The following is a 20732-nucleotide window of genomic DNA, read 5'->3' on the forward strand; positions in this document are numbered from 1 at the left end:
CACCGCCTACACAGCCCTGATCACCGAAGGCGAAACCAGCGAGGAGGAGTGGAAGGGAGGCGATGAGGGCGCCCGTACGGTCACCCGCGCCGGGTGGTGGACGACCAGGCTCCTCCTAGCCGGAGAACCTCACCGAGCTGCTCCAGGCCGCCACCCGGGGCCGACCGGCCGATCGAGAACCCACTTTCTACCAGTGATCCCCGGTCCGACCAAATCCCGGATTCGCCGGATTCTCTTCCTGGTGACCCGGCCCCCCCTGGTCCTTTGTTTCCCCCAGCTCCGGAGGCTTCCTTGCCTACCTCGATCACCATCACGTCCGAGTTCAGCGGCAGCGTCGTTGCCAAGGGCGCTACCGATGACCTCTCCGCGCAACTCCTCCGCCACGCCGGTTTCAAGCAGATCGACGACTGGCACGGCCGACGCCATCGCCTTCCCACCACCACTCCGCTCGCCGAGCAGGTCGCCATCGCCACCCATGCGGCCGAGATGCTTCGAGCCGCTCGCTATGACGTCGCCCTTCCGCCCTCTCTCGACACCGCTGGGATGAGCCCTCCGGTGCATGCGCTGGGGCCCTACGCCGCCGGAGCCGAGCTTCTCAGCATCACGGACCAGATTCGTGCGGCCGAAGACGAGGCCAGCCTTCGGCGCACAGTCGACCACCTCCTTCACCCCTAGCACGGTGCGCTGGAGCGTGTCCGGGAGGCTCTGGAGGCGGCGGGCGAACAGGTCAACGACTTGGACGACGACGCGTATGCGCTCGCTGACCGGTTCGACTTCGCCTCAGAGTTCGTCAGCTCGGCCCAGTCTGAACTTGTCGATTCCGAGGCCGAGCTACGCCGCGTCGGCACCGCTTCGACGAGTTACGCCGCAGCACAGACCGTGCGTGATCACCGTGGTGCCGCTCTGGCCACTGCTCCTGCGGCGAACCAGGCCAAGGTCTCCTCGGCGTCCACTTCTCAGACGGCGCCGCTCACTGCGTCGGGTCACCCGCCGCGCGCCTCAGCCCCCCGACGGTGACCCCGGAGGCTCTCTTCGCCGTCGGCCACCCGTACCTGGTGCGCCCGCTCGACCCACCCGTCAAGGATCACTCACCCGAAGAGGCAAACGTGCCCGAGTACTACTCCAGCATCGGCGAGGCCGTCGGTGCGGCCATGCAGCACAACATCCGGCTCGCCCACCGCAGCGCGGCACCGGGCTCCAACAAGCCGCTGCAGGTCAGGCACCTGCCCAGCGCTTCCACCGATCCGTACTCGGTCCGTGGAATGATCTCTCGCCTCCACGAGGACGCCTCGCCCGATGAGGTGGCGGGCATCATCGAGGAGGTCAACGGCGCACTGGCCGGGGCTCTGCCCGAGCTGACCGAACTCGTCGCCTCTGCCGCCGATTGGACTCGCGCCCGTCTCGACTTCGACGACCCGCATCACAATCCGACTTTCGAGACGTGGACACGACTAGCAGCCGCGTACGGGATGCTCCAGGACGTCCGTGAGCAGTTGGAAGTCGCCGAGGACGGTCTCGCTGCCTGTCCCGCAGAGCGCACGGACCCCCGGCACCACCAGATGGTCAACGTCTTGCGCAGTCGGGAGTTGCTCGACGATGTCCTCGGTGCCGAGGCTGCTCCTGTGCCGTCCGCTGCCCGGAACGTCGATTCAGACCGGCAGCGGGCGGCCCGCGCCTCCTCGCCGCGCGCCGGAACATCGCCGTCGACCGGCAGTCCGCCAGCCACCGCAGCACCTCCGCCCGCGCCTCGTTCTGCCGGCCGACCCCGCTGAAACGTTCCGCCTCAGACGTCCAGGAGGACCCCCATGAGCTGCACGAGAGCCGAGCGCGCCCCGCCCCTGCCCGCTCGCACACCCAAGGAACCGCCGTGCCTTCCCCGCGCACCAGCGCGCCCTCGACCACCACCGGGTCGGACGCGCTCCTCTACCTCCTGTTCGGCATCCTCGGCGCCGCCATGGCCTTCGGCTCCCTGGCCTGGCTGACCGGAAATCTCACCAACACCTTCGTCGGGAGCGGAACATGGGCCCCCTTCCGCGTCACGGACGCGCTGCTGCGCCCGGAGGTGATGTGGCCGGCCTTGAGCACCAGCATGCTGATGGTCGGCGCCCGCGTCGTCCCCGCCCTGTTCACCGTTGCCCTGGTCGTCACCGCTGCCGTGCTGTGGATGCGCTGGCGTGCCGGGTCCAAGTCCGGCCTCGCCCGCAAGGCGGACCTGGCGCCGCTGCTGGACAAGGAGATCGTCGCCAAGGCGAAGAGCCTGCGCCCGAGCCTGGGCGGCCGGGAGAGTAAAAGAGGTCCTGCCCGCTGACCGCGGCATCCTGCTCGGCACCCTCGATCCCGGTCGTGCGGAGGTCCGCGCGTCCTGGGAGGACGTGATCGTCGCGATCATGGCCCCGCGTTCCGGCAAGACGTCCGGGCTGGCGATCCCCGCGATCCTCTCGGCACCGGGCCCAGTCCTGCTCACCAGTAACAAAGCCGCGAACGACGCCTTCACCACCACGGTGGACGCCCGTGCCGAGGTCGGCACGATCTGGACCCTCGATCCGCAGCAGATCGCCCACCACCCGCGCGAGATGTGGTGGGACATCCTCGCTGACGCCCGCGATCTCGCCGGGGCTAAGAGGTTGGCGGGGCACTTCGTGACCGCGAGCGTGGACGAGTCCAGCGGCTCCGACTTCTGGTCCACCGCCGCGAGCAACACCCTCGGTGCCCTCTTCCTCGCCGCCGCGTCCCACCGGCGGCCGATCACCGACGTCCTGGCCTGGCTCGCGATGCCGGCCGACCGCACCCCGGTGGACCTGCTCACCGACGCCGGCCACCATGCGGTCGCCGCCCAGCTCCAGGGCACCGTCTCCGGCGCGACCGAAACGCGCGACGGCATCTATGAGACCGCGAGGCAGTACGCGAGCTGCCTGCTCGACCCGGACGTCGCCGCCTGGGTCACCCCCAACGACGACCTTCCCGAGTTCCGGCCGTTCGCCTTCGCCACGTCCCGCGACACCTTGTACCTGCTGAGCAAGGACGGCGGCGGCAGCGCGTCCGCGATCATCGCGGCAGCGGCCGACGCCGTGATGCGCGCGGCCGTGATCGTGGCCGAGCGCTCCGGCGGGCGACTCGACCCGCCCGCCCTGTGCGTCCTCGACGAGGCGGCGAACGTCTGCCGCATCTCGGACCTCCCGGATCTCTACAGCCACCTGGGCAGCCGAGGCGTCATCCCGATGACGATCCTGCAGTCCTACCGTCAGGGCCAGCGGTGCTGGGGCGAGGCCGGTATGGACGCCCTGTACTCCGCCGCCACCATCAAGATCATCGGATCTGGCATCGATGACGCGGACTTCACCGACCGGCTCAGCCGTCAGGTCGGCGATCACGACGTCCAGACCACCTCGGTGTCGACCAGCGAGGGCGGCAAGTCCACCTCGGTGAGCATGCGCACGGAGCGGATCCTTCCGCCGGACGCCATCCGCGCCCTACCCAAGGGCAAGGTTCTGCTGCTGGCCACCGGCATCCGGGTCGCCATGCTCAACCTCAAGCCCTGGTACAAGGAGCCCTCCGCCAAGGTGGTCGGCCCGGCTTCCGCTCGCGCCACGAAGGCCATCACCGAGCGTGCCCTCGCGAAAAGCATCGACCAGGACGACCTTGGACTGTCGGCATGAGCGCGCCCACACCACAGCAAGGGCGGTTGGCCCACGCTCCGGTCGTCCTGCGCGGTGGCCGGTGGTGGCTTGACGGCGGGGCCGACTCGGTCCCCGCCTCCGATCCCGCCTTCACCGCCGCCCTGGACGACTTCGCGCTGTCGATGGCCGCTGCCGACCAGGCAGTCACCGACCTCCTCATCCGGCAGGACGAGGCGTCCTCCGTTGATCCCGGAGGCCGGCGGTGAACCCACTGATGAGTGCCGAGCAGGCGGTCCTCGGTGCCGCCCTCCTCGACCCCAAGCAGCTCACGCACCTGGAGTGGCTCGCTGCGGACCACTTCTATCGGCCCGTCCACCAGGCGCTGTTCGCCGCCCTCCGCAAGCTGCGCAACGACGGGCATCCCGCGCTCTCGGCCGATGGTCCGTTGCCGCTGTCGTGGGTGACCGACGCAGTCGAGGAGGCCGGACAGCACGTGCGCGGGCTGACCGCGGCGTACGCCCACACTCTGATCCAGGCGTGTCCCCGAACCGAGCACGCACCGGTGTACGGACGCATGGTGCTGGAGGGGGCGATTCACCGCACCGTCGCCCAGCACGCGATCCGTCTCCACCAAGCGGCTCGGGCCGACGCCGTCCAGGGCGAGGTCGAGGGAGCCTTGCGCACGGCGGACGTCCTGACCGGCGTACTCACCGACCTTGCACGACGCTGGGGAACCGACCCTCGACCGGTCCCACCCACCGCTGGGCCCTCTGCCGCCACGGACATCCCGCCTCCGGCGCAGAGCGGCCAAGTCGCCGAGGACGAGCGGTTCCTCCTGGCCGTCCTCGCCGAACAGCCGGGGGCCATGGGCGAGGTGGTGGCCTGGCTGCGGCCGGGAGACTTCGCCCACCCTACCCACGGGCAGCTCTACCGGTGCCTGGGCGCGCTGCACCACCGAGGCGAACCCATCGACCGGATCACCCTGCTCTGGGAGGCCCAGCGACGCGGTCTGCTGGCCGACGGCACTGTGTCGAGCGAGCAGCTGACCGCCGTCTGCGAAGGCATGGTCCCCGGAAGCGCTGACTGGTTCGGACAGCGGGTGATGCGCTCCGCCGTCACCCGCACCGCCGCCGCCTCCGCGCGAGCCATCCGGACTCTGGCCCAGGACGAGGTTCTGGGGCCCGGCCGGCTGATCAACCACGCCCTGCACGAACTCGGTCCGCTCGACGAGCTACGTGCCCGCTGGGCCACCGCGAACAGCAGTCCGGCTCCGAAGGCCACGGCATCCGCGCCGCCGACGGCCGAGCCGCCGCCCGACCGAGTGAAGGCCGCCCGCGCCCGCAGCACACCACGCCCAGGCGCGTCACCCCCAGTCCCGGCCAGCCGTCTCCCCACGCTGTCGATAGCCCGACCACCCTCGCGCGGCCACCCGTGAGACCCCCTCCTCAACAGCCTCTTCTGCCCCTGGAACTCGCCTTGATCTACCCCATCTCCGCAGCCGCGCCGGACCTACGCGTCACGGCCCCGAGCCTCGCCACCCCCTTGATCGGGTCTCTCTGCTCGGGGTACGGCGGCCTCGACCTGGGCGTGCAGTCCGCGCTCGGCGGCACGCTCGCCTGGCACGCCGAGGTCGACCCGAAGGCCTCACGCATCCTGGCCCGCCACTGGCCCGGCGTCCCGAACCTGGGCGATATCACCGCCGTCGACTGGTCCACCGTCCCCCGGGTGTGCGTCCTGACGGCCGGCTTCCCCTGTCAAAGACGTCTCGGTCGCCGGCCGCCGGGCCGGACTCAACACCCAGACCCGCTCCGGGCTCTGGCTGCACGTCGCCCGTGCGGTCGCGGCCCTCCGACCCTGCCTGGTTGTGATCGAGAATGTGCGCGGCCTCCTCACCTCCCCCGCCGGTTCCCCTGGCGACGTGGAACCCTGCCCGTGGTGTCTGGGAAACACCGCAGGTCAGCCTCCTCTTGCGGGCACTCGGTGCCGTACTCGGATCCCTGGCCGACCTCGGGTACGACGCGAAGTGGCTCGTGCTTCGCGCCTCCGACGTCGGGGCCCCGCACCGCCGCGAGCGGACCTTCCTCGCCGCATGGCCCGCCGGGCACCCTGCTGAAGACGCCGACCAGCAACATCGGGAAGAACGGCGGCAGCCAGCATCCATCGAAGCGGAAGAGCGGGGGGCACGGTCCGAACCTGGCCGACGAGGTCGAGTGGCTGCTGCCGACCCCGAAGGCGTCGGACGGAATCAAGGGCTCGCCGAACCAGCGGCACGGCAATGGCGACATGACCCTGCCCAGTGCCGCTGCGTCTCTGTTGCCGACCCCGAGGGCCAGCGACACGGGCACCCCGGCCCGCCGCCCCGGGAAGGGATGGCGGCCTCCCTTGTCGGCGGTGGTCCTGCCCCTCTGGGCGGAGGAGACGCCGGAGGCGGGGGCGCGGACCGGCGATGGGGAGCGTACGGATCCGCCATCACCCGATGGGAGAGCCTCACCCGCCCGGCCCCGGCCCCCACGGACACGGCCGGTCGGCTCCGCGCGGACTTCGTGGAGTGGATGCAGGGCCTCGACGCCGGCTGGGTCACCGCGACTCCGGGGCTCGGCCGTCCAGCGCAGCTCACCGCGCTCGGCAACGGCGTCGTCCCACAACAGGCTTCGCATGCCTTGCAGTTGCTGGCACCACCCTTCCCCCGCTGTCCCCGCTGCGCCGACCGATAGCGCTCCACTACCGCGTTCCTCCGGCCGGACCAAACCGCTGATTCTCCGGATCCTCTCGGGCATGTCGCCGTCTCACAGATGGAGCACACCCCCATGGCCGACACCAGCCCGACCTCCCCCGGCCCCGAGCCGTACCGCGTCCCCGACGCAGACCTCGACGACCTCGCCAGCACCCTCGCCAAGACCATGGCCGAGGTCAGGCAGCACGGCGTCATCCTCGACCGCCTCGGCTCCGAGCCCGAATCCGGCGCCATCCAGCCGCCGGACGGCGCTCCGGAAGCCGAGGCGGCTGACGGGAAGACGCCCGACGGCCCCGCTTCGGTGTTCATGCTCGCCCTGGGCGGCAAGGAATATGCCGTCGAACTCGCTGCCCTCAGCGACTGGGTGAACTACCTCTTCCTGCCGGTGTACGGCCGGGAGATCAGCACGAGCCGTCCCTGGTGCGCGCACTGGCACGAACACCCCGAGGCCGTCGCCCGGCTCCACGCACTCTGGCTCGCCTGGCAGCAGTTCACCGACACGGAGGCCGGCCTGTCCGGCCCCTCGACCTGGCACCGCGACCACCTGGACCAGACCCTGGCGCACCTGCGTGCACCCGACGGACCCTTCGCGGCCTGCACGACCAGCGCAACTCGCCCCAACCACCGGGTGCTGGCCACCCCGGCGCCCGAGCAGGCGGGGGTGGCGGCGTGAACGACGTTCTCGACTTCGGCCTCGACGATCTCTCGCCGGTCAACGACGGCTCCGAGGAGGCGATGGAGGCCCTCTGGTCTGGCGACTTGACGGTGCTGTCCCAGCACCACACCACGCCCAACGGTTCGCACAGCTTCGTCCTCGCCCACGACCGATCGGTCACCTGGGGGATACCCGGCGAGCCACAGCTCGTTGCGATCGCGGTCGCTCGGGATCTGCGGCAGTCCACGTTCACGTTCGAGACGAGTCACCACGCCACGGCTTCCTTCGCACAGAACTGGCTGGCAGAACGCGGCTGCCCGCTCGAACGGATCGCACTGCACGGTGGCGACTACATCGAGCCCGTCGACGACCTCACCCTCCAGGTGGAACAGCAGATCCAGAAGTCGGGCATCCGCTACGAGGTCCTCGACACCTACACCTCTGACGACAACCCCAGCGAGGCGTGGACACTCGTCAACGACTCCCAGGCCACTCAGGCATCGGTTCGCCTCTTCTACGAGGAGTGGAACCACGGTGCAGGCACGTACACGATGCGCGAAGGCGCATTCCCCGACGTCGGCGTCGCCCAGACCTGGCTGCACGAGCGCAGTGAACCGCTGCCCGAGCCTCCGGAGTACAGCGACCACAACGGTGCTGTCGTCCGGGCCCGCATCGCCCTTTCCCGGTCCGCCGGCACCTCTCCGACACCGCAGACCGGGCTCGACGCGCCCCGCGCGTCAGCGGCGGTACCGGTCCAGCGCGCGGTCCAAGGGAGGCTGCTGTGAGCCGCGCCCGCTTCGTCTTCGCCGCGCACCCTGACGCCATCGCCGACCTGCGGGAACTCCCCTCTGAGATGCGCGATTTGGCCTTGCTGGAGCTGCAGAACCTGGTCCACGGAAGCGACGACTGCTTGCCGTTGAAGGGCCGCCTCTCCGGCTTCCACAAGGTGTACGTCGACCCGGAGGTCTCTTACCGGCTGGTCATCCAGTTCCGCCAAGCGCCACCGACCTCGACCCACAAGCGCGAGATCTACCTCGTGGCGGCTGGCAGCCGGAAGGACTACGCGGTCTACCGCGCGGCCCACCTACGGACCGAGCCCCAGCAAGGGGTCGGCCCGGACTCCGCCACGGAGGCCCGCGTGCAGGCCGCCCGGTCTCGCTCGACGCTCACCACCGAACGGCCGACAACGGGCCGCGCGGCTGCCCCGTCACCAGCGCCGCCCTCGGCCACTGCTTCTCGAAAGGTTGCCCAGCGATGACCAACGACCGTACTGCGCTCACCAGTTCAGAGCTGGCGGATCTCCTCACCGAGGCCGCTCAGAACGTCGGCGGCATCCCTGCCGCCGAGTACCCGACGGCCGCCGCCCGCTCCTACCTGCATCCCGTCTTGGGTCCGCTGGCCGCTGGGCCCCGCGTGATCACCGAGCTGAACGACCGGTTCGAGGGCTTCGTGGCCACCGAGCCACGCCCTGCTGGTTCGGCGGGCCTGTTCGCTCTGGCCTCCTACGCCTCCGCGCTGGGGTGGCTCACCGAGTCGTTCGCCGAGCTCACCTCCTCGGTCGATGAGATCTGTACCCGCGTGGGCATACCCACGGAGCCACGCGCCCCGATCGTCGCCGCGCCCGGTGGCACGGAGCGGGACGACGAGTTCGACTTCGTCTTCAACGCACTTGAGTTGGAGGCGGTCCGCAACGCAGCCGAGGCCGCCGGCCTCGCGCCGGACGACTACGTCGAGGTTCTCTCCCAGTCGCTGCTCGCCGCCGCCCGGATCACCGACGCCTGCATGGAGATCTCCAGCGGCTTGCTCGATGACGCCAATCTCCTCAGCGAAGTGAGCGACCGTCCTCGGCTCGACAACGATCCCGGGAGCCTGCCCGCTCTGGTCCGCTCCCTGCTCGCCCGGATGGAGACGACGGAGTGAACCCGTACGACGCAGACACAAACCCTGGGCCTTATCTCGTCGTCGAAGTGCTCGGTGTCGGGGATGTCAGCGTGCACGCCCTCGCACATGGTCCGGAGGAGCCGCTGCACCAGGCCGCTACACGCGTCATCGAAGCCGCAGCGGCGCTGGACGAGCGACACGAGAGCGTGCTCAACGCGGTCCAGCGCGCTCAGCGGCTGCTCGAAGGCACTGGTCGGGGTGAAGTCGGCCGAGCCCAGGTCTCATGCGCGCTGCTGCGCACAGCTCTCCCGGACCTCGGAGACGGCCTGGCCCAGCAGGACCGGGCATACAGCCAGCTCGTCGAGTCCCTGTCCGCCTACCGCCGGCTTCTTTCCTCGCCCGAGCCTGCTCAACACGCGAGCAACAAGAGCCACGGGCAGGGCCAGAAGACGAGGCCCCACCGGGACGACGGCTGGGCCGTCGCCGGGGAGCGCGGGCTGGTAGCCCTCGAAGCGGTTGCGGCCGGAGGTGTTCGCTTTCGCCGCAACGCGATCGGCGAGGACCCGTACATCTCGCGGGAGAAGGCCCAGTGGCAGGACTCGGCGGTCTTCCCGCAGACCGTGCAGCGGCTGGTCGCCGACGGTCTACTGCATCAGGACATCACCGAGAACGTGTACCGGCCCGGCCAGCTCCTCTCGCTCACTGCGCAGGGGGAAGCCGCCCTGCGTGATGGTCGCGCGACGACCTCCCGGGTGTCCGCCGCCCTCGGCCGCACCACCACGCGGAACACGTCAGGCGCGCTCTCCGACCCGGCCGCCGTGCCCGTCGCCAGGGCCTCCCTCGCGACCCCCCGCTCACGCTGACCTCATCCCGATAAGGACCCCACCATGGCTACCCCCGGCCTGCCTCCCACCTTCTCCATCGCTTCCATCGACGCCCAGCACGTCGAGGAGGCTCTCGCCCGGATCGGGCCCAAGTGGACCACCTGGTCCGCGATGACCCTGGCCCAGGTGAACGGCCCCGTGCGCGTCCGGGACGCTGCTGCGCAGCTCCCCTTCGTCAGTGAGCAGTTCGTCGGCAAACGGCTGGCCACGATGCACGCTGACGGATTGGTGATCCGCGATGACGACCGGCGGGGCGCGCCGTACCGGCTCAGCGCGCTCGGCACGTCTCTGGCCCCCGTCCTCCGCACGGTCTCGGACTGGTCCCGCACCCACCTGACACAAGAACCGATGGCCGAAGCCGAGCGTGTCGAGGACGCGCTGCGCCGCCTGCATCTTCGGCACTCAACTGCCGTGATTCAGGCCCTCGATTCGGCTGACGGCCAGATGCGGTTCGTTCACATCGCCGAGGCGGCCGGTCTGGACAACGGCCTCGCACGGCAGCGACTTGTCCGGCTTCAGGCCGATGGCCTGGTCACGCGGACGGGCTCCCGGCACGGAGACCCGTACGTGCTCACCGATGCCGGCCAGGCGTTGGGGGCCGTCTACGCGAGTGTCGAGCACTGGAGCCAGCCCTTCGCGCTGCGAGGTGGAACAGCGGCACCGCTTCCGGCAGCGGCAGCCACGCGCACCCACGTCAGCATTCCGCTGGGGGCGGGAGCCGACAGCGCCCGGTCCGCGGCGGCCCTACGACGGAGCGCCGCCGCGTCGAACGTCATGTTCAGCCACGCGCCTCAGCCGGAACCGCGGGTGCCGGCGGCCGTGACCGCTCAGTCGGCACCGGGCCGGGGCCGGTGACGGGGGTGAGAACGAAAGGCCACTCGCCGCCGCTACTGCATCCGCGTGCGCTCCGGCGGCTCCCGCCGCTACATACGCGGATCCGTTCTCCTCCTTCGCTTCCGGAGACTCGACCATGTACGCCCCTGATGACCCGACCCGGTACCAAGAGGTACTGGTCAGCCCCATGTATCTGGCTGGTTCCAACGGGACCGGCGAGGCTGGCTTCGAGCCCGTCGCCCACTGGCCCCATCAGTACCTCGATGAGGGCCCCTGCCAGCTCCTCGTGACCTCTCCCGACCAACGGATTCGGATCGGCTGGTTCGGCGACGACTTCGAACTGTGGAAGATCAGCGCAGCCGAGGACGCCTTCTCGGCGCCTCGCTGGACGGCGACGTTCAACCACGTCACCCCGGCCGAGATGGTCGCCGGCCTCACCGCCGCACTGGTCCAGGACTACGACGAAGCCATCGCCTCCGACACCCCCGGCTGCTTCTTGACAGGACCAACCGTCCCCTGGAGGGACACCGTCCGGCCGCTGACCGATGCCGGCTGGAACCTTGACGGAGCTGCTGAACTCGGCACCGTCGAGATCATCGCTCCTGACGACCAAGCGGGCATCTTTATCGATCGGCGCGGCTACGGCTCCGACCGCACGACCGTTGAGCTGTGGGCTGGCCCGCCGGGCTGGGGCACTCGTGCCGAGGCGACATTCACGGCCCGCACCCCTTCCCACTTGATCGCCGCTACCGCCGCTGTGATGGCGAAGTCGACCCCGGTGGTCCGTGAACGCCACCAAGTCGACCGGCGGATGCAGCACTTGGTCACGATGACCCCTGTCGCTTCGGCCACGCCGATCGCCGAGGCTCAGGTTTCACGCGCTCCGACTCCGCTGGACGTACGTCGCACCGCGGTCACCCAGGCCGTGCACCGTGCCGCGCGGGCACCACGCACAGCAGCCGACCTCCGGGTGTTGGCCGCGCAGAGCCGCTCCACGGGGGCGGCGCAGAAACGGACGGGACACCCCGCGCCCGCGACCTCTGCCCGCTGCCGGCCAGCTCGCCGGCGCCCCGGCGCGGACGCTGACTCCCACCCCAGGCCGCACTCCACTCGCGACCGTCCCCGCCCAACAGGAATTCCACCATGCCCACCACCACCATGCTCGACCAGGCCACGGCCATGATCGAGAATGCCTGGGGCCAGCCCATCGAAGCTCTTGAGGTCCTAGGGGCCCGCCGCCCCAGCGAGGACCCGCTCCTGCGCTGCGCCATGTACACCCGCGCGGCCCTGGCCATCACGGATAGCGCGGTAACCGTTCACGAGGACCGTCTTCACGCCCTGTCCCGGCATGGGTACGTGCCTGACTTCTACGAACTCGACCGGATCACCGAAACGGCGGTCAAGCTCCGCGTCGCCCACGCGGAGAGCCGTGCGTACCTCCAGGCGATCCGGCGCGTGGTGGAGGCTCGGGAGGCCGCCGCACCCGAGGTTGAATCACCGGCGGTTCGGCTGGCTCAGGCCGCTGTCGCCCGCTCCGGGCAGACGCGGCACGCCCCGGGGGCCGTGCCCGAACCGTCCTCTCCGGCGGAGATCGTAGGGCCGTCAGTGCCCACCACGGGGCCCCGACGTTGAACGCTTAGCTCTGATTCCCTCGCGGGGGCCCTCTTCGGCCCGGGGGCCCACCGCGCGGACCAGCTCCTCCACTGTCAGCTCCACGCGCCGGCCTTCGGCGACCCGGCGCTCCACCGTCTCCTCGTCCGGCCACCGGTCGGGCTGTGCGCCGACTCCCCACTGGCCGTCGGCGACCATCGCGATGTCGCCCACGGTCCAGGGCCTTCCGGCGGCGCGGATCTTGCGTTCCAGTTCGGCGCCGTCCCAGTGTCTGCTCGCCTCGGCCATCCTCTGTTCCCCTTCACCAACGTGCGGTCCCTCACCGCAACCCAGGTACGACAACCGCGGTCGCCGATCCATTCCCGTCCCGCCGACCGCTCGCTGGTGGTCTCCAGTTCGCCCGCGGCAGACGGCATCCCCGGGGAAACGACTACGCACTTCGGCATGCCACATGCCAACGTACGGGTGTCGGGAAAACCGCAGGTCAACGAAGGGATCGTCCAACCGTGAACGTCTCTGCCACCCTCCTGCCCGCCGTCGTCCGCCCCGCCGTGGAAGACCGCCTCTGGCTCGCCTCCGACCACTGCGCCGCTCCGATGCTCGACCTCCTGGACGCTCTCGGCTGGACGATCGCCGAGACCCCGGAGGCCAACATTCACATGACCAGCCCGGACGGGGGCGTCTACGTCGGCTGGCTTCCCGAAGACCCCTCCGCCTGGGCGCGCGAGATCGTCTGGCGCGTCCAGGTGCTGCCCGCCGACGGCGAGGTGTGGGTCCAGGAGTTCGGTGTCCATACCCCTTCCGAGGCCGTCGCCGGATTCCTCGCCGCCCTCGTCACCCACTCCTCGCGCTGACCGCCAGACCACGGGGCGGGCCAACGACGGCCGCCCCTTGCACCGCGCTGGTTCCGGCCCTGTCCCCCACTGCTCTCGGAGTTTCCCTTGCCTCAGTATCTGACCGTCGGCCACCTGCTCCGCCAGCTCCAGGAACTCGACCCCAACCTGCCTGTCCGTCTCGCCATCAACCCCGACTTCCCCTTCGCCCACTTCGTCGGAGCCAAAGTCGTCGTCCGTGACGGCAAGGCGTACATCGCCGATGACGGTCAGGAGGACTACCTCCCGGTGGGGGCGCGCGATGCCCTCAACTGGGCTTGATCGCTCCCTTACCACCACGGAGGCTTCCATCTCGTCCCTCTCGCGCCCCGCGCCCCGTCTCGCGCTGCACGATGTCGCCGCGCGCCCCATGCCGTACGGCGTGCACAGCGCGCTTCTCCAGCGCATCTCCGCCCGCCCCGACGGCCCCCTCGACATCACCTGGCTCGCTGCCGAAACCCCCCAACTTCCCCTCGGGCGCATCCGGCTGCGCTGGGAGCCCGCTTCGCGCAGCGGCTGGGACGTCACGGCGTACCTGGGGCTGACCACGACCGAGGTGCTCCTCGGTTCCTGGCTCGCCGCCCCGGACGACTGGCCACGCCTGGTCCGTCCGACCCTGTACGAGGTGACCGGCCTATGCGCCGCCCTCTCATTCGCGACCGACGCACTCGACCTCTCCAACCGGCTCTCCGGAGTCTGACCGAGGACCGCCGAAGGCCGCCCCATGCCGCTCAGGCAGGGGCGGCCTCGTCGTGCGTCCACCCGTTCGTTGCGTACGCTCGACCTGACGAAGGAGAACACCATGGCCGACGACCAGAGGCTCTGGGAATACCCGGAGGTCGCCGCCCACCTGGGTATCAGCGTCGGCGCGACCCGCAGCCGCAAGAGCCGGGGCAGCCTGCCCTCGCCCGACGACGACAGCACGCCGGACCGTCCCCGCTGGGAGCCGTCCACATTCCATAATTGGAGGCCGGTCGGCCGGGGGTTTCGCAGCGACCTGCACCGCGCCGCCCGACCGGAGGACACACCCGCCATCTGACCGGTTCCCTAGTCGCCATGGGGTGCGCGTGCGACGCCCGATTCGCAGATCCTCTCCCTACCGTTCCGTTCGACCACCACCGCGATGCTCGGCCAGCAACGCCATCGAGTCGGTCCGAAGCGGTGAAGCCATCGCAGAGGAGGGCATCCAGCACGATCTCAAGCCTATGCAGCGGACGGATACGACATGTGACCTCTCTGGCAGTCCATTACCACAGCCGGAAGAAACCGCCACACCACGTCACTGCTTGCGGCTACGGTGAGCTGGTCGTTCCAAAGGAGGGTCAGTGCCAGAGCTACGGTGGCGTGTCGTGGCCGAGAGTCTCGAACGTAAGTGCAAGGCGCCGACGGCCGAACAAATAGACATCGCCCGCGCCTTGGCCCTACCCGTAGGTCAGGCCACGCCCTCGCTGGTCGCTGCCGCTGAGCTGCGAGTCCTGCTTCGAGGGCCTCTGGACCTGACGCTCGCCGGGGACTTCGGCGACGACGAGTACGACGTCCTCCTCGATCTCGCGCGCCGCACCGATCTGGCAGTTCCCGACATGGACAAACTCGGGAGCCGAGAGGTGCTCAACGCCTGGTTGCGCGTCGCGCGTGACCGCGAGTCCGCCGCCGCCCTACGTCGGCTGGAGCCTGCGGTCGATGACGTTGTCACCGCTCGCGACCGGCGCAAGGGGCCGGATGTACACGGCGAGATTTCATCAGTCGGCTCCAATGGCCGACTGTACTTCCGGGGCGGTCACGGGCTCGGCACTGCCCCGCACAGGGTCACCCGCCTCACCCGCCCCGGTGAGGATGAGTATCTCGATCAGCTCCGTCTGGCCCGCGAATACGCCGCTGCTATTCAGAGCAACCCGGCTCGGATCACCCGAGCCCAAGAAGCGCAGCTGGAACGCTGGCGGATCAACTTTCCGGCGACCCCAGCGGCGATCGAGGCGCTGCGCGACGCACTGGAGACAGCTGACGACGAAGCCGCGATGCAGCGGCTCTTGGAGAAGCACCCAGCACTGCTGGCCGGTACCGTGGTAGGCACCCACGACACCTGGATCCGGCCACAGGTCCAGCTCGGGAACCACTACATGGCCGACTTTATGATCGCCGGCCAGACCTCACTCGGAGTTCGGTGGACGCTGGTCGAACTAGAGAGCCCAGTCAGTCGCCTGACTAACCCCGGCAACAAGCGGGCGACAACCACCCTGCGGCACGCGGTCGACCAGATCGAGGACTGGCGCAGGTGGCTATCCGCCAACCTGCACTACGCGCGCTCCGCACGCGACGCTGACGGACTGGGCCTGCCAGGCATCACGGCCGAAGTCCCAGGTTTGATCATCATGGCCCGCGAGACCTCTGACGACGCAGCCTCCGAAATCCGGGAACTGCAGGCCCGACGCTCCCACATCCAGGTACGCACCTATGACTGGCTGATGCGCATCAACGAATCCCCCGACCCTCTGCGTCGAGACGCCCCCGACCAGCGCCTCCGGCTCGCGTGACACCAGCCGCCACATTCTCTTTAGGCTTTGTGGATGCGGGGACGCCCCAGAAAGATGTAGCCGTACCTCGTCTCAAGAGCGCGGACGGCAAGCAGATGCTGCCGTTGTATGCGCTGCAGCAGCGCTCGCTACTCCAGGTAGATGCCAGCGAATACGCCGTCGAACCCGAGCACGGTCAAGCCCGCCTCGACACTCGGGTAGGTCGTCCCGTGCGGGCGGCCAACCAGGGCGTCGAAGCCGGCGCGGCCGATCTCGGGCTCGAGCCACTGGTTGCCGCACCGGCAGCGGACCCAGACGTTGCGCCCATGATTGATGAGCAGCCAGTCGCGTCGGGCACGGCAGGCGGAGCACATCACAGGGATACCCCCGAGAGCGAGTTCGCGTGAGTGGCCGACGCAGCGAATCGCCCCGGGTCCGTCGGCGGGCCGCGTCTCGGCCTGGAGCTGCAGCAGGGGGTCGGTGCCAGTGGGGAGGACGGGCAGCGCGGGTGCCGGCTCCGTGGTGCGGGTGGTGGTTCTGAGCACGAGCGTCATCTCCCGGTTGTCGGTCCTGTCTTCATCCGTAACAGCCGGTGGAACCGGCTGTCCATACATTTCGCGGCGTCCGCTCGGTCGATGGTCGACTACCGGTTCGACCTGGTCAGCGACGTGGCGAGCGGCGGTTGGGGTCTTGAACAGTCCCGAGCGGTGCGGCTGCCGTCGCGTTCCGTTCGCTGGTGCGGCTGCTCGGCGTGGTGGCCTGGCGGGTGGCGGCCTGCGACCGACGGGCACCTTCGCCCGGGTGTGCCGGGAGCTGGGCGATGCGCCGCAGGCGCCAGACCAGGACGTCGTTCACGTCATCGGCGCTGTCGAGTTCGCGCATGTCGATGGCCTGGCGCAGAAGGGCTTCGGAGTCGTGGCCTGCCCGCTCGGCCTGGGCGAGGGTGGCGATCAAGGCGTCGGTCCTCGCTTCCATGCCCTCTGCCTGCACGACCTTCTCCGGCAGGACGGCGCGAAGGCTGGCTTCGTGCGTGCGGCGCTGGGCTTCTGGAAGGGCCCGACCTTGGTCGTGCAGCACTCGCATAGGGGTGGCAGCGGCCTGCCGGTAGGCGGTGCGCAGGTGCGCGGCTGCTTGTCGGGAGGCGTGGGCCTGCTGGGCGTGTCCGCGCGCGGAGTGCCAGCGGGCGGCGGCGAGGGTGACCAGGACGAGGGTGGAGACGAGCATGGCGGTGGTGCCGCCGTCCTCGCCTCGGCCGAGCGCTCCGCCGGCCTGGACAATGCCCCGGGCGGCTGAGCGGAGAGCCCTGGTGTCGGCGCGTTCTGCGCGGACATGACTGCGGGTCGCCCGCTCGAATGCGCGAGCTGCGGCGGCCAGCTCGGCGTGGGTGGTGGCCGGTGAGGTCTGGGCCACCGCGTCGAGGAGTTCTCCGACGCCGACGAGCTGGGCGGCGGCCTCGCCGTCCTCGTCGCGTTCCAGGAGCGTGGCCGCGCGCTCGGCGATGACGACTGCGTTGCGTCGTTGCCGGGCGGGCGGTGACCAGTTCGTCCGGTCAGCGGTGACCGCGGGCGCGCTCGGCTCGGCGGCCCCGCCAGTGAGGCGTAGGCGGATCTTCGGAAGGGAAAGGTCGGGGGCCAGTTTGGAGCCGGGGTACCAGACCGGGTCTCCGTCGCGGTTGCGGTCGCCGGGCAGGGCCACGTTGTAGCCGAGCGCGTCACCGGACGGAGCGTGCCGCAGCTTCACCCGCACTCCCGCCTCTCGGAGCCGCGTGAAGAACTCCTCTTCCGAATCCGCTCCCGCCACGGCTCGACGAACGGCCTCACGGAGCGTCTCGCGCGAGGTCTCCGGGCGGCCGGTGCGCTCGGCCTTGAACTTCTCGGCGCTGCTGGGATTCTTCGCTGCGGTTCCGTCGCCGGCGTTCAGGCGCCGCAGGCCCATCTCCTTCTCGATGCGGCGGCATTCGGCCTGGGCCTTGTTGAAGTCGTAGTTCAGGCGCGGGTTGCGCAGGTCGCCGCGTACGAGGGTGGCGACGATGTGGATGTGGTCCTCCGCGTGGCGGACGGCGGTCCACCGGCAGCCGTCGGGGTCTCCGGCCGGGGCGATGCCGGTGGCGTGGACGATGCGCTGGGCGACGGCGTTCCACTCCTCGTCGTCCAGCCGCCGGTCCCCGGGGGCGGTACGGACCGAACAGTGCCAGACGTGCTTGGCGGGCGCGCGGTCGCCGGCCTGCTTGACCCGCAGGTCCAGGGCGGCGGTGAGCCGGGCGAGGGTGACCTTCGGGTCGGGGTCGAGGCCGGTGTCGAGGCCGGGGTCAGGGGCGAAGCCGTCCCAGGAGCCGACGAGGTGCGCGTCGGTGTGCTCCTCGCGCCGTCCGGGGCCGTACAGGTAGACGAGGAGGCCGTGGGTGCGGGAGCCACGTCCGATGTCGGGAACCATCACAGCCGCCGGGTCACCAGGTCGTTCGCCGCGTCATCGACGCGGGCGAGAAGTCCGGTCAGCGTGCCCAGAGCGTGTTCGAGTTCACCGGCGCGCGGCTGGCCACCGCTGTTGAGGACGAAGGCGATCTGGTTGATGTTGTTGCCGATCCGGGCCAGCGCGGTGCGTAGAGCGGCGAGTTCGTCGATGGCGGTGTCGAGCTGGTCGTTGCTGTGCACGGCGGCACGTCCGCGGGCGGCGCTCAGGCCGGCGGTGGCGAGGAAGCGGGCGACGGTGACGCCGCGCTGGGTGGCGGCGTCGGTGATCTCGGCTTTCTCGGTGTCGGAGAGGCGGGTGGTCGTCTTGCGGGCGCGCTCGCTCGGGTTGCGGCTACGGCGGCGCGGGGTGCGGTCGGGGAAGGCGGGCGTGCTCGGGCTCGGCTGCTCACGGTCGGCAGGGTCATCTGCTTCTCCCCCGATGACCGGCGCCCCCTGATGCCGGTTGCCCGGCTGGTCCCCGTGCGCCCTCGCTCGGGGACCAGCCGGGCTTCCCCCGCCCTCCTGGGCGGGGGCAAGTGCGTACGACGGGCCGTAGGACCGTCGTACGCGATAGCTTGCTCCGCCAGGAGCCGTGGTGGGGTCACGCTGCTGTCCAGCGGGGGTGGCCACCGGGTCGTTGGGGTTCACCGGCTCGTCTCCGGGTCCTGCTGCTGGAGTTCGCGGACGAGTTCCTCGATCCAGTCCATGGCCAGGATGGGGTGGTGCAGGGTCCAGGGCCGGTCGTGCTGCTCGCGTTGCACGATCCAGGTGGTGTCGGGGCCGAACTGGGCGCGGTGGAGGTGTCCGTGCTGGTGCAGGACGGTCAGCCAGGAGTCGACTTCGGCGGGCGTGGCCGGGTGAGTGCGCATCGGGTGCTCTCCGCTTCTGCTGTGGCGGGGTGCTCGGAGACATGCGGAGCGGGTGACCGGCCGGGGTGACCGGCTTGGTCACCCGCTCCGTGGAGGTTCGGTCAGGGCCGGGAGGAGGTGACCGGCTGGCGGTGCTGCTCGCGCAGCTGGGCCATCAGCGCGGTCAGGGTGTCGCTGGACAGCGGGATCTGCTGACCTCGGATCGCCTGGGCGACCACCTTGCGGGTCAGTTTGTCCTCGGCCCTGACCGCCGACCGGGCGATCTTCAGCAGCTCCTCGGTGTCCGGGTCAGGACGCCGGTCACCAGTCGGCCGAGCGGCCCGGTCAGTGGCCGGCGGCAAGGTGACCGGCGGGGTACTGACCGTCGCCGGGCTGCCTTGGCCATCACCGACCGGGGCCGCACTGTCGGGGCGGTCAGCGACCGTCCGCCCCTTGTCCACCTGTCCCGGCAGGTCAGGGGCACCGTGGCTCCGGTTGCGGTGGTCGGTGACCGACTGGCTGCTGGTGGCCGGCGTCGAGTCTCCGGTCACTGACCGGGTGGCGGTGCCCTCGTCGGTCGGGGACAGCGGCAACCGGTCGGTCAGAGCGGTGACCGACTGACCGGACTTGCCCTGACCGGCCGCTGACCGCTGCTGACCGGCTCGGTCGGTCCGGGTGACCTCGATGGCGTCGCCCCGATCGGTCTGACCGAGGCGACCGGGCTGACCGAGGTTCTGCCGGTCAGTGTCCTTGACCGGGCCCCGGGCGATGAGGATGTAGAGGTGGACCGCTCCAGCCAGGGCGAGCGGGGCGATGGTGGACAGCACCGCGACCACCGCGTCACCGAGCCGGAGGCCGGTGCCGGCGACCGTGTCCTGGTTGATGCGCACCGCGTGGAGTGCGTTGGCCCAGATGCTGGCGGCGGTGGCCGTGCCGAAGAGCGTCCAGACGTAGAGCCGGGCGCGCAGGGGTGCGTTGCGCAAGACCAGGAGGGCCCGGATGCCGTAGGCGATGAACCCGTCGATCACCAGGGGGAACAGGTAGGTGAGGAAGCCTCGGATATGGATGGCGACGGCCATCTGCTGCAGGGCGTCGTACGACAGCGCGCATCCCGCGCCCCCGAGGGCCACGACAGCCGCGCGGTCCCACCCGGATATGTGCGCCGTCTTCGGCGCGCTTGCGGTGTTCATGCCGCCGTCCCGAAGTCGTCGCGGATCAGGCGCTCGCCGCTGGTCTCGGGGGGTGGGGTGTTCATGGTGGGCTGGTTCAGGGTTCGGTTGCGCTCGGCCCGGCGGATCTCGCGGTATCGCTTTTTGGCGTGCTCCTCGGTGACCTTCAGAAGCCAGGCCAGGCGCTGCTCGCTCACCCCGTGGCGGTAGGCCGCGTACTCGACCGCGCGGCGCTCCGCATGGGTGAGGTGCACGTCGCGCCCGGCGATGGTGGCGTTGACGCGGCTGTAGTCGAGGCGGCTGGCGAGCTTGTCGTGCAGCGGCCCGCGCTCCTCCTCCGTCAGGCCGCCACGGATCCCGTCGGTGTCACCCCCTTCGAGAGCGGCGTCCAGGCAGGTTCGGCGGACCGGGCACTGGCCGCACAGCGCCTTGGCCGTGGCGATCTTGGCGGTCTCGTCGGGCTCGGGGAAGAAGACTTCGGGGTCCACCGGGTTGTACTCCGTGCTCTGGCAGACGGCGTCGGCCTGCCAGGTCTGGTCGCCGAGCTGGCGGTGGTGGGCAGGGCCGTTCATCGTGCTGGTCATGCGGGGTGCTCCGATCGCTCTCCGCGCGCAGGGGCGTCGGCGGAGAGGTGCGCTGGCGGTAGGTGCCCGGGGGCAGCGCTGCG

At 70.3% G+C, this 20732-nt stretch carries 27 protein-coding genes and 2 pseudogenes; 22 read left to right on the plus strand and 7 right to left on the minus strand.

All coding sequences use genetic code 11. From position 1 onward, the window contains the following. The first annotated feature begins 291 nt into the window (after window positions 1–291). The 17 genes and pseudogenes from P8A20_RS07090 (at window position 292) to P8A20_RS07170 (ending at window position 12237) form a co-directional block, all read left to right on the plus strand. Window positions 292–675: a hypothetical protein gene (locus tag P8A20_RS07090; protein ID WP_306103100.1), complete on the plus strand. Its 384-nt coding sequence runs from the start codon at window positions 292–294 to the stop codon at window positions 673–675. Between the two features lie 338 nt (window positions 676–1013). Further along, a complete protein-coding gene (locus P8A20_RS07095; protein WP_306103101.1) occupies window positions 1014–1772 on the plus strand; it encodes a hypothetical protein in 759 nt (252 codons plus the stop codon). Window positions 1773–1867: 95 nt separating this feature from the next. Further along, complete coding sequence (locus P8A20_RS07100) at window positions 1868–2308, plus strand: hypothetical protein (protein ID WP_306103102.1); 441 nt, start codon at window positions 1868–1870, stop codon at window positions 2306–2308. A gap of 79 nt (window positions 2309–2387) precedes the next feature. Next, on the plus strand, window positions 2388–3656 hold the full coding sequence (locus P8A20_RS07105; RefSeq protein ID WP_306103103.1) for a type IV secretory system conjugative DNA transfer family protein: 1269 nt from the start codon (window positions 2388–2390) through the stop codon (window positions 3654–3656). Then, complete coding sequence (locus P8A20_RS07110; protein WP_030125655.1) at window positions 3653–3883, plus strand: hypothetical protein; 231 nt, start codon at window positions 3653–3655, stop codon at window positions 3881–3883. The genes P8A20_RS07105 and P8A20_RS07110 overlap by 4 nt, the downstream gene beginning before the upstream one ends. After that, on the plus strand, window positions 3880–5052 hold the full coding sequence (locus tag P8A20_RS07115; RefSeq protein ID WP_306103104.1) for a DnaB-like helicase N-terminal domain-containing protein: 1173 nt from the start codon (window positions 3880–3882) through the stop codon (window positions 5050–5052). Before P8A20_RS07110 ends, P8A20_RS07115 begins: the two co-directional genes overlap by 4 nt. A gap of 152 nt (window positions 5053–5204) precedes the next feature. Then, a pseudogene (locus P8A20_RS07120) lies at window positions 5205–5306 on the plus strand (DNA cytosine methyltransferase); the annotation flags it as partial. A 121-nt stretch (window positions 5307–5427) separates the two neighbouring features. After that, window positions 5428–5730, plus strand: a pseudogene (locus P8A20_RS07125) (hypothetical protein); the annotation flags it as partial. Further along, window positions 5648–6331 carry a hypothetical protein gene (locus P8A20_RS07130; protein WP_306105128.1) on the plus strand — a complete coding sequence of 228 codons (684 nt, stop codon included), beginning with the start codon at window positions 5648–5650 and terminating at the stop codon, window positions 6329–6331. The pseudogene P8A20_RS07125 and the gene P8A20_RS07130, both read left to right, overlap by 83 nt. A 93-nt stretch (window positions 6332–6424) precedes the next feature. After that, complete coding sequence (locus P8A20_RS07135; protein WP_266413438.1) at window positions 6425–7024, plus strand: DUF4913 domain-containing protein; 600 nt, start codon at window positions 6425–6427, stop codon at window positions 7022–7024. Next, window positions 7021–7791 (plus strand): glycosyl hydrolase, encoded by a 771-nt coding sequence (locus P8A20_RS07140; protein ID WP_306103105.1) that lies wholly within the window; start codon window positions 7021–7023, stop codon window positions 7789–7791. Before P8A20_RS07135 ends, P8A20_RS07140 begins: the two co-directional genes overlap by 4 nt. After that, window positions 7788–8264, plus strand: coding sequence for a hypothetical protein (locus P8A20_RS07145; protein WP_306103106.1), 477 nt, complete (start codon window positions 7788–7790; stop codon window positions 8262–8264). The genes P8A20_RS07140 and P8A20_RS07145 overlap by 4 nt, the downstream gene beginning before the upstream one ends. Continuing rightward, a complete protein-coding gene (locus P8A20_RS07150) occupies window positions 8261–8926 on the plus strand; it encodes a hypothetical protein (protein ID WP_306103107.1) in 666 nt (221 codons plus the stop codon). The genes P8A20_RS07145 and P8A20_RS07150 overlap by 4 nt, the downstream gene beginning before the upstream one ends. Before the next feature lie 71 nt (window positions 8927–8997). Beyond that, window positions 8998–9750, plus strand: a complete 753-nt coding sequence (locus tag P8A20_RS07155) for a large ATP-binding protein (protein WP_306103108.1) — start codon at window positions 8998–9000, stop codon at window positions 9748–9750. 24 nt (window positions 9751–9774) lie between these two features. Then, complete coding sequence (locus P8A20_RS07160) at window positions 9775–10626, plus strand: winged helix-turn-helix transcriptional regulator (RefSeq protein WP_306103109.1); 852 nt, start codon at window positions 9775–9777, stop codon at window positions 10624–10626. Between the two features lie 115 nt (window positions 10627–10741). Further along, window positions 10742–11788 carry an SPDY domain-containing protein gene (locus P8A20_RS07165; protein WP_306103110.1) on the plus strand — a complete coding sequence of 349 codons (1047 nt, stop codon included), beginning with the start codon at window positions 10742–10744 and terminating at the stop codon, window positions 11786–11788. Next, entirely contained in the window at window positions 11749–12237 is a 489-nt protein-coding gene (locus P8A20_RS07170) for a hypothetical protein (RefSeq protein ID WP_306103111.1), read from the plus strand. The genes P8A20_RS07165 and P8A20_RS07170 overlap by 40 nt, the downstream gene beginning before the upstream one ends. Here the strand turns inward: P8A20_RS07170 and P8A20_RS07175 are convergent. Beyond that, complete coding sequence (locus P8A20_RS07175) at window positions 12208–12504, minus strand: hypothetical protein (protein ID WP_306103112.1); 297 nt, start codon at window positions 12502–12504, stop codon at window positions 12208–12210. The genes P8A20_RS07170 and P8A20_RS07175 overlap by 30 nt on opposite strands. Window positions 12505–12722: 218 nt before the next feature. On the opposite strand from P8A20_RS07175, the gene P8A20_RS07180 reads away from it, so the two are divergent. From P8A20_RS07180 to P8A20_RS07200, 5 genes are all read left to right on the plus strand, one after another. Then, window positions 12723–13070 (plus strand): SPDY domain-containing protein, encoded by a 348-nt coding sequence (locus P8A20_RS07180; protein ID WP_306103113.1) that lies wholly within the window; start codon window positions 12723–12725, stop codon window positions 13068–13070. Window positions 13071–13157: 87 nt separating this feature from the next. Beyond that, window positions 13158–13370, plus strand: coding sequence for a hypothetical protein (locus P8A20_RS07185; RefSeq protein WP_306103114.1), 213 nt, complete (start codon window positions 13158–13160; stop codon window positions 13368–13370). Between the two features lie 100 nt (window positions 13371–13470). Then, a complete protein-coding gene (locus tag P8A20_RS07190) occupies window positions 13471–13788 on the plus strand; it encodes an esterase (protein WP_306103115.1) in 318 nt (105 codons plus the stop codon). Window positions 13789–13890: 102 nt separating this feature from the next. After that, entirely contained in the window at window positions 13891–14127 is a 237-nt protein-coding gene (locus P8A20_RS07195) for a MarR family transcriptional regulator (protein ID WP_306103116.1), read from the plus strand. A 310-nt stretch (window positions 14128–14437) separates the two neighbouring features. Next, the gene (locus P8A20_RS07200) at window positions 14438–15619 is read left to right on the plus strand and encodes a Shedu anti-phage system protein SduA domain-containing protein (protein WP_306103117.1); all 1182 of its coding nucleotides are present in this window, start codon (window positions 14438–14440) and stop codon (window positions 15617–15619) included. A gap of 128 nt (window positions 15620–15747) precedes the next feature. Here P8A20_RS07200 and P8A20_RS07205 read toward each other — a convergent pair whose 3' ends face one another. From P8A20_RS07205 to P8A20_RS07230, 6 genes are all read right to left on the minus strand, one after another. Continuing rightward, window positions 15748–16152: a hypothetical protein gene (locus P8A20_RS07205; protein ID WP_306103118.1), complete on the minus strand. Its 405-nt coding sequence runs from the start codon at window positions 16150–16152 to the stop codon at window positions 15748–15750. Between the two features lie 106 nt (window positions 16153–16258). Further along, on the minus strand, window positions 16259–18031 hold the full coding sequence (locus P8A20_RS07210) for a relaxase/mobilization nuclease domain-containing protein (RefSeq protein ID WP_306103119.1): 1773 nt from the start codon (window positions 18029–18031) through the stop codon (window positions 16259–16261). Beyond that, entirely contained in the window at window positions 18031–18696 is a 666-nt protein-coding gene (locus P8A20_RS07215; protein ID WP_306103120.1) for a MobC family plasmid mobilization relaxosome protein, read from the minus strand. The genes P8A20_RS07210 and P8A20_RS07215 overlap by 1 nt, the downstream gene beginning before the upstream one ends. Further along, window positions 18693–18917 carry a hypothetical protein gene (locus P8A20_RS07220; RefSeq protein ID WP_306103121.1) on the minus strand — a complete coding sequence of 75 codons (225 nt, stop codon included), beginning with the start codon at window positions 18915–18917 and terminating at the stop codon, window positions 18693–18695. The genes P8A20_RS07215 and P8A20_RS07220 overlap by 4 nt, the downstream gene beginning before the upstream one ends. A 101-nt stretch (window positions 18918–19018) precedes the next feature. Beyond that, window positions 19019–20086 (minus strand): DUF2637 domain-containing protein, encoded by a 1068-nt coding sequence (locus tag P8A20_RS07225; protein WP_306103122.1) that lies wholly within the window; start codon window positions 20084–20086, stop codon window positions 19019–19021. Beyond that, the gene (locus tag P8A20_RS07230) at window positions 20083–20649 is read right to left on the minus strand and encodes a WhiB family transcriptional regulator (protein ID WP_306103123.1); all 567 of its coding nucleotides are present in this window, start codon (window positions 20647–20649) and stop codon (window positions 20083–20085) included. Before P8A20_RS07230 ends, P8A20_RS07225 begins: the two co-directional genes overlap by 4 nt. Window positions 20650–20732: the final 83 nt, after the last annotated feature.

Source organism: Streptomyces sp. Alt3 (genome assembly GCF_030719215.1).
Taxonomy (GTDB): Bacteria; Actinomycetota; Actinomycetes; order Streptomycetales; family Streptomycetaceae; genus Streptomyces; species Streptomyces glycanivorans.

What these genes read in the sequence shown, in the direction of transcription:
- P8A20_RS07160 (WP_306103109.1), top strand. Translation starts at nt 9,775, where the DNA reads ATGGCTACCCCCGGCCTGCCTCCCACCTTCTCCATCGCTTCCATCGAC.
- P8A20_RS07105 (WP_306103103.1), top strand. Translation starts at nt 2,388, where the DNA reads ATGGCCCCGCGTTCCGGCAAGACGTCCGGGCTGGCGATCCCCGCGATC.
- P8A20_RS07150 (WP_306103107.1), top strand. Translation starts at nt 8,261, where the DNA reads ATGACCAACGACCGTACTGCGCTCACCAGTTCAGAGCTGGCGGATCTC.
- P8A20_RS07195 (WP_306103116.1), top strand. Translation starts at nt 13,891, where the DNA reads ATGGCCGACGACCAGAGGCTCTGGGAATACCCGGAGGTCGCCGCCCAC.
- P8A20_RS07230 (WP_306103123.1), bottom strand. Translation starts at nt 20,649, where the DNA reads ATGACCAGCACGATGAACGGCCCTGCCCACCACCGCCAGCTCGGCGAC.
- P8A20_RS07225 (WP_306103122.1), bottom strand. Translation starts at nt 20,086, where the DNA reads ATGAACACCGCAAGCGCGCCGAAGACGGCGCACATATCCGGGTGGGAC.
- P8A20_RS07110 (WP_030125655.1), top strand. Translation starts at nt 3,653, where the DNA reads ATGAGCGCGCCCACACCACAGCAAGGGCGGTTGGCCCACGCTCCGGTC.
- P8A20_RS07170 (WP_306103111.1), top strand. Translation starts at nt 11,749, where the DNA reads ATGCCCACCACCACCATGCTCGACCAGGCCACGGCCATGATCGAGAAT.
- P8A20_RS07165 (WP_306103110.1), top strand. Translation starts at nt 10,742, where the DNA reads ATGTACGCCCCTGATGACCCGACCCGGTACCAAGAGGTACTGGTCAGC.
- P8A20_RS07210 (WP_306103119.1), bottom strand. Translation starts at nt 18,031, where the DNA reads ATGGTTCCCGACATCGGACGTGGCTCCCGCACCCACGGCCTCCTCGTC.
- P8A20_RS07175 (WP_306103112.1), bottom strand. Translation starts at nt 12,504, where the DNA reads ATGGCCGAGGCGAGCAGACACTGGGACGGCGCCGAACTGGAACGCAAG.
- P8A20_RS07220 (WP_306103121.1), bottom strand. Translation starts at nt 18,917, where the DNA reads ATGCGCACTCACCCGGCCACGCCCGCCGAAGTCGACTCCTGGCTGACC.
- P8A20_RS07205 (WP_306103118.1), bottom strand. Translation starts at nt 16,152, where the DNA reads ATGACGCTCGTGCTCAGAACCACCACCCGCACCACGGAGCCGGCACCC.
- P8A20_RS07135 (WP_266413438.1), top strand. Translation starts at nt 6,425, where the DNA reads ATGGCCGACACCAGCCCGACCTCCCCCGGCCCCGAGCCGTACCGCGTC.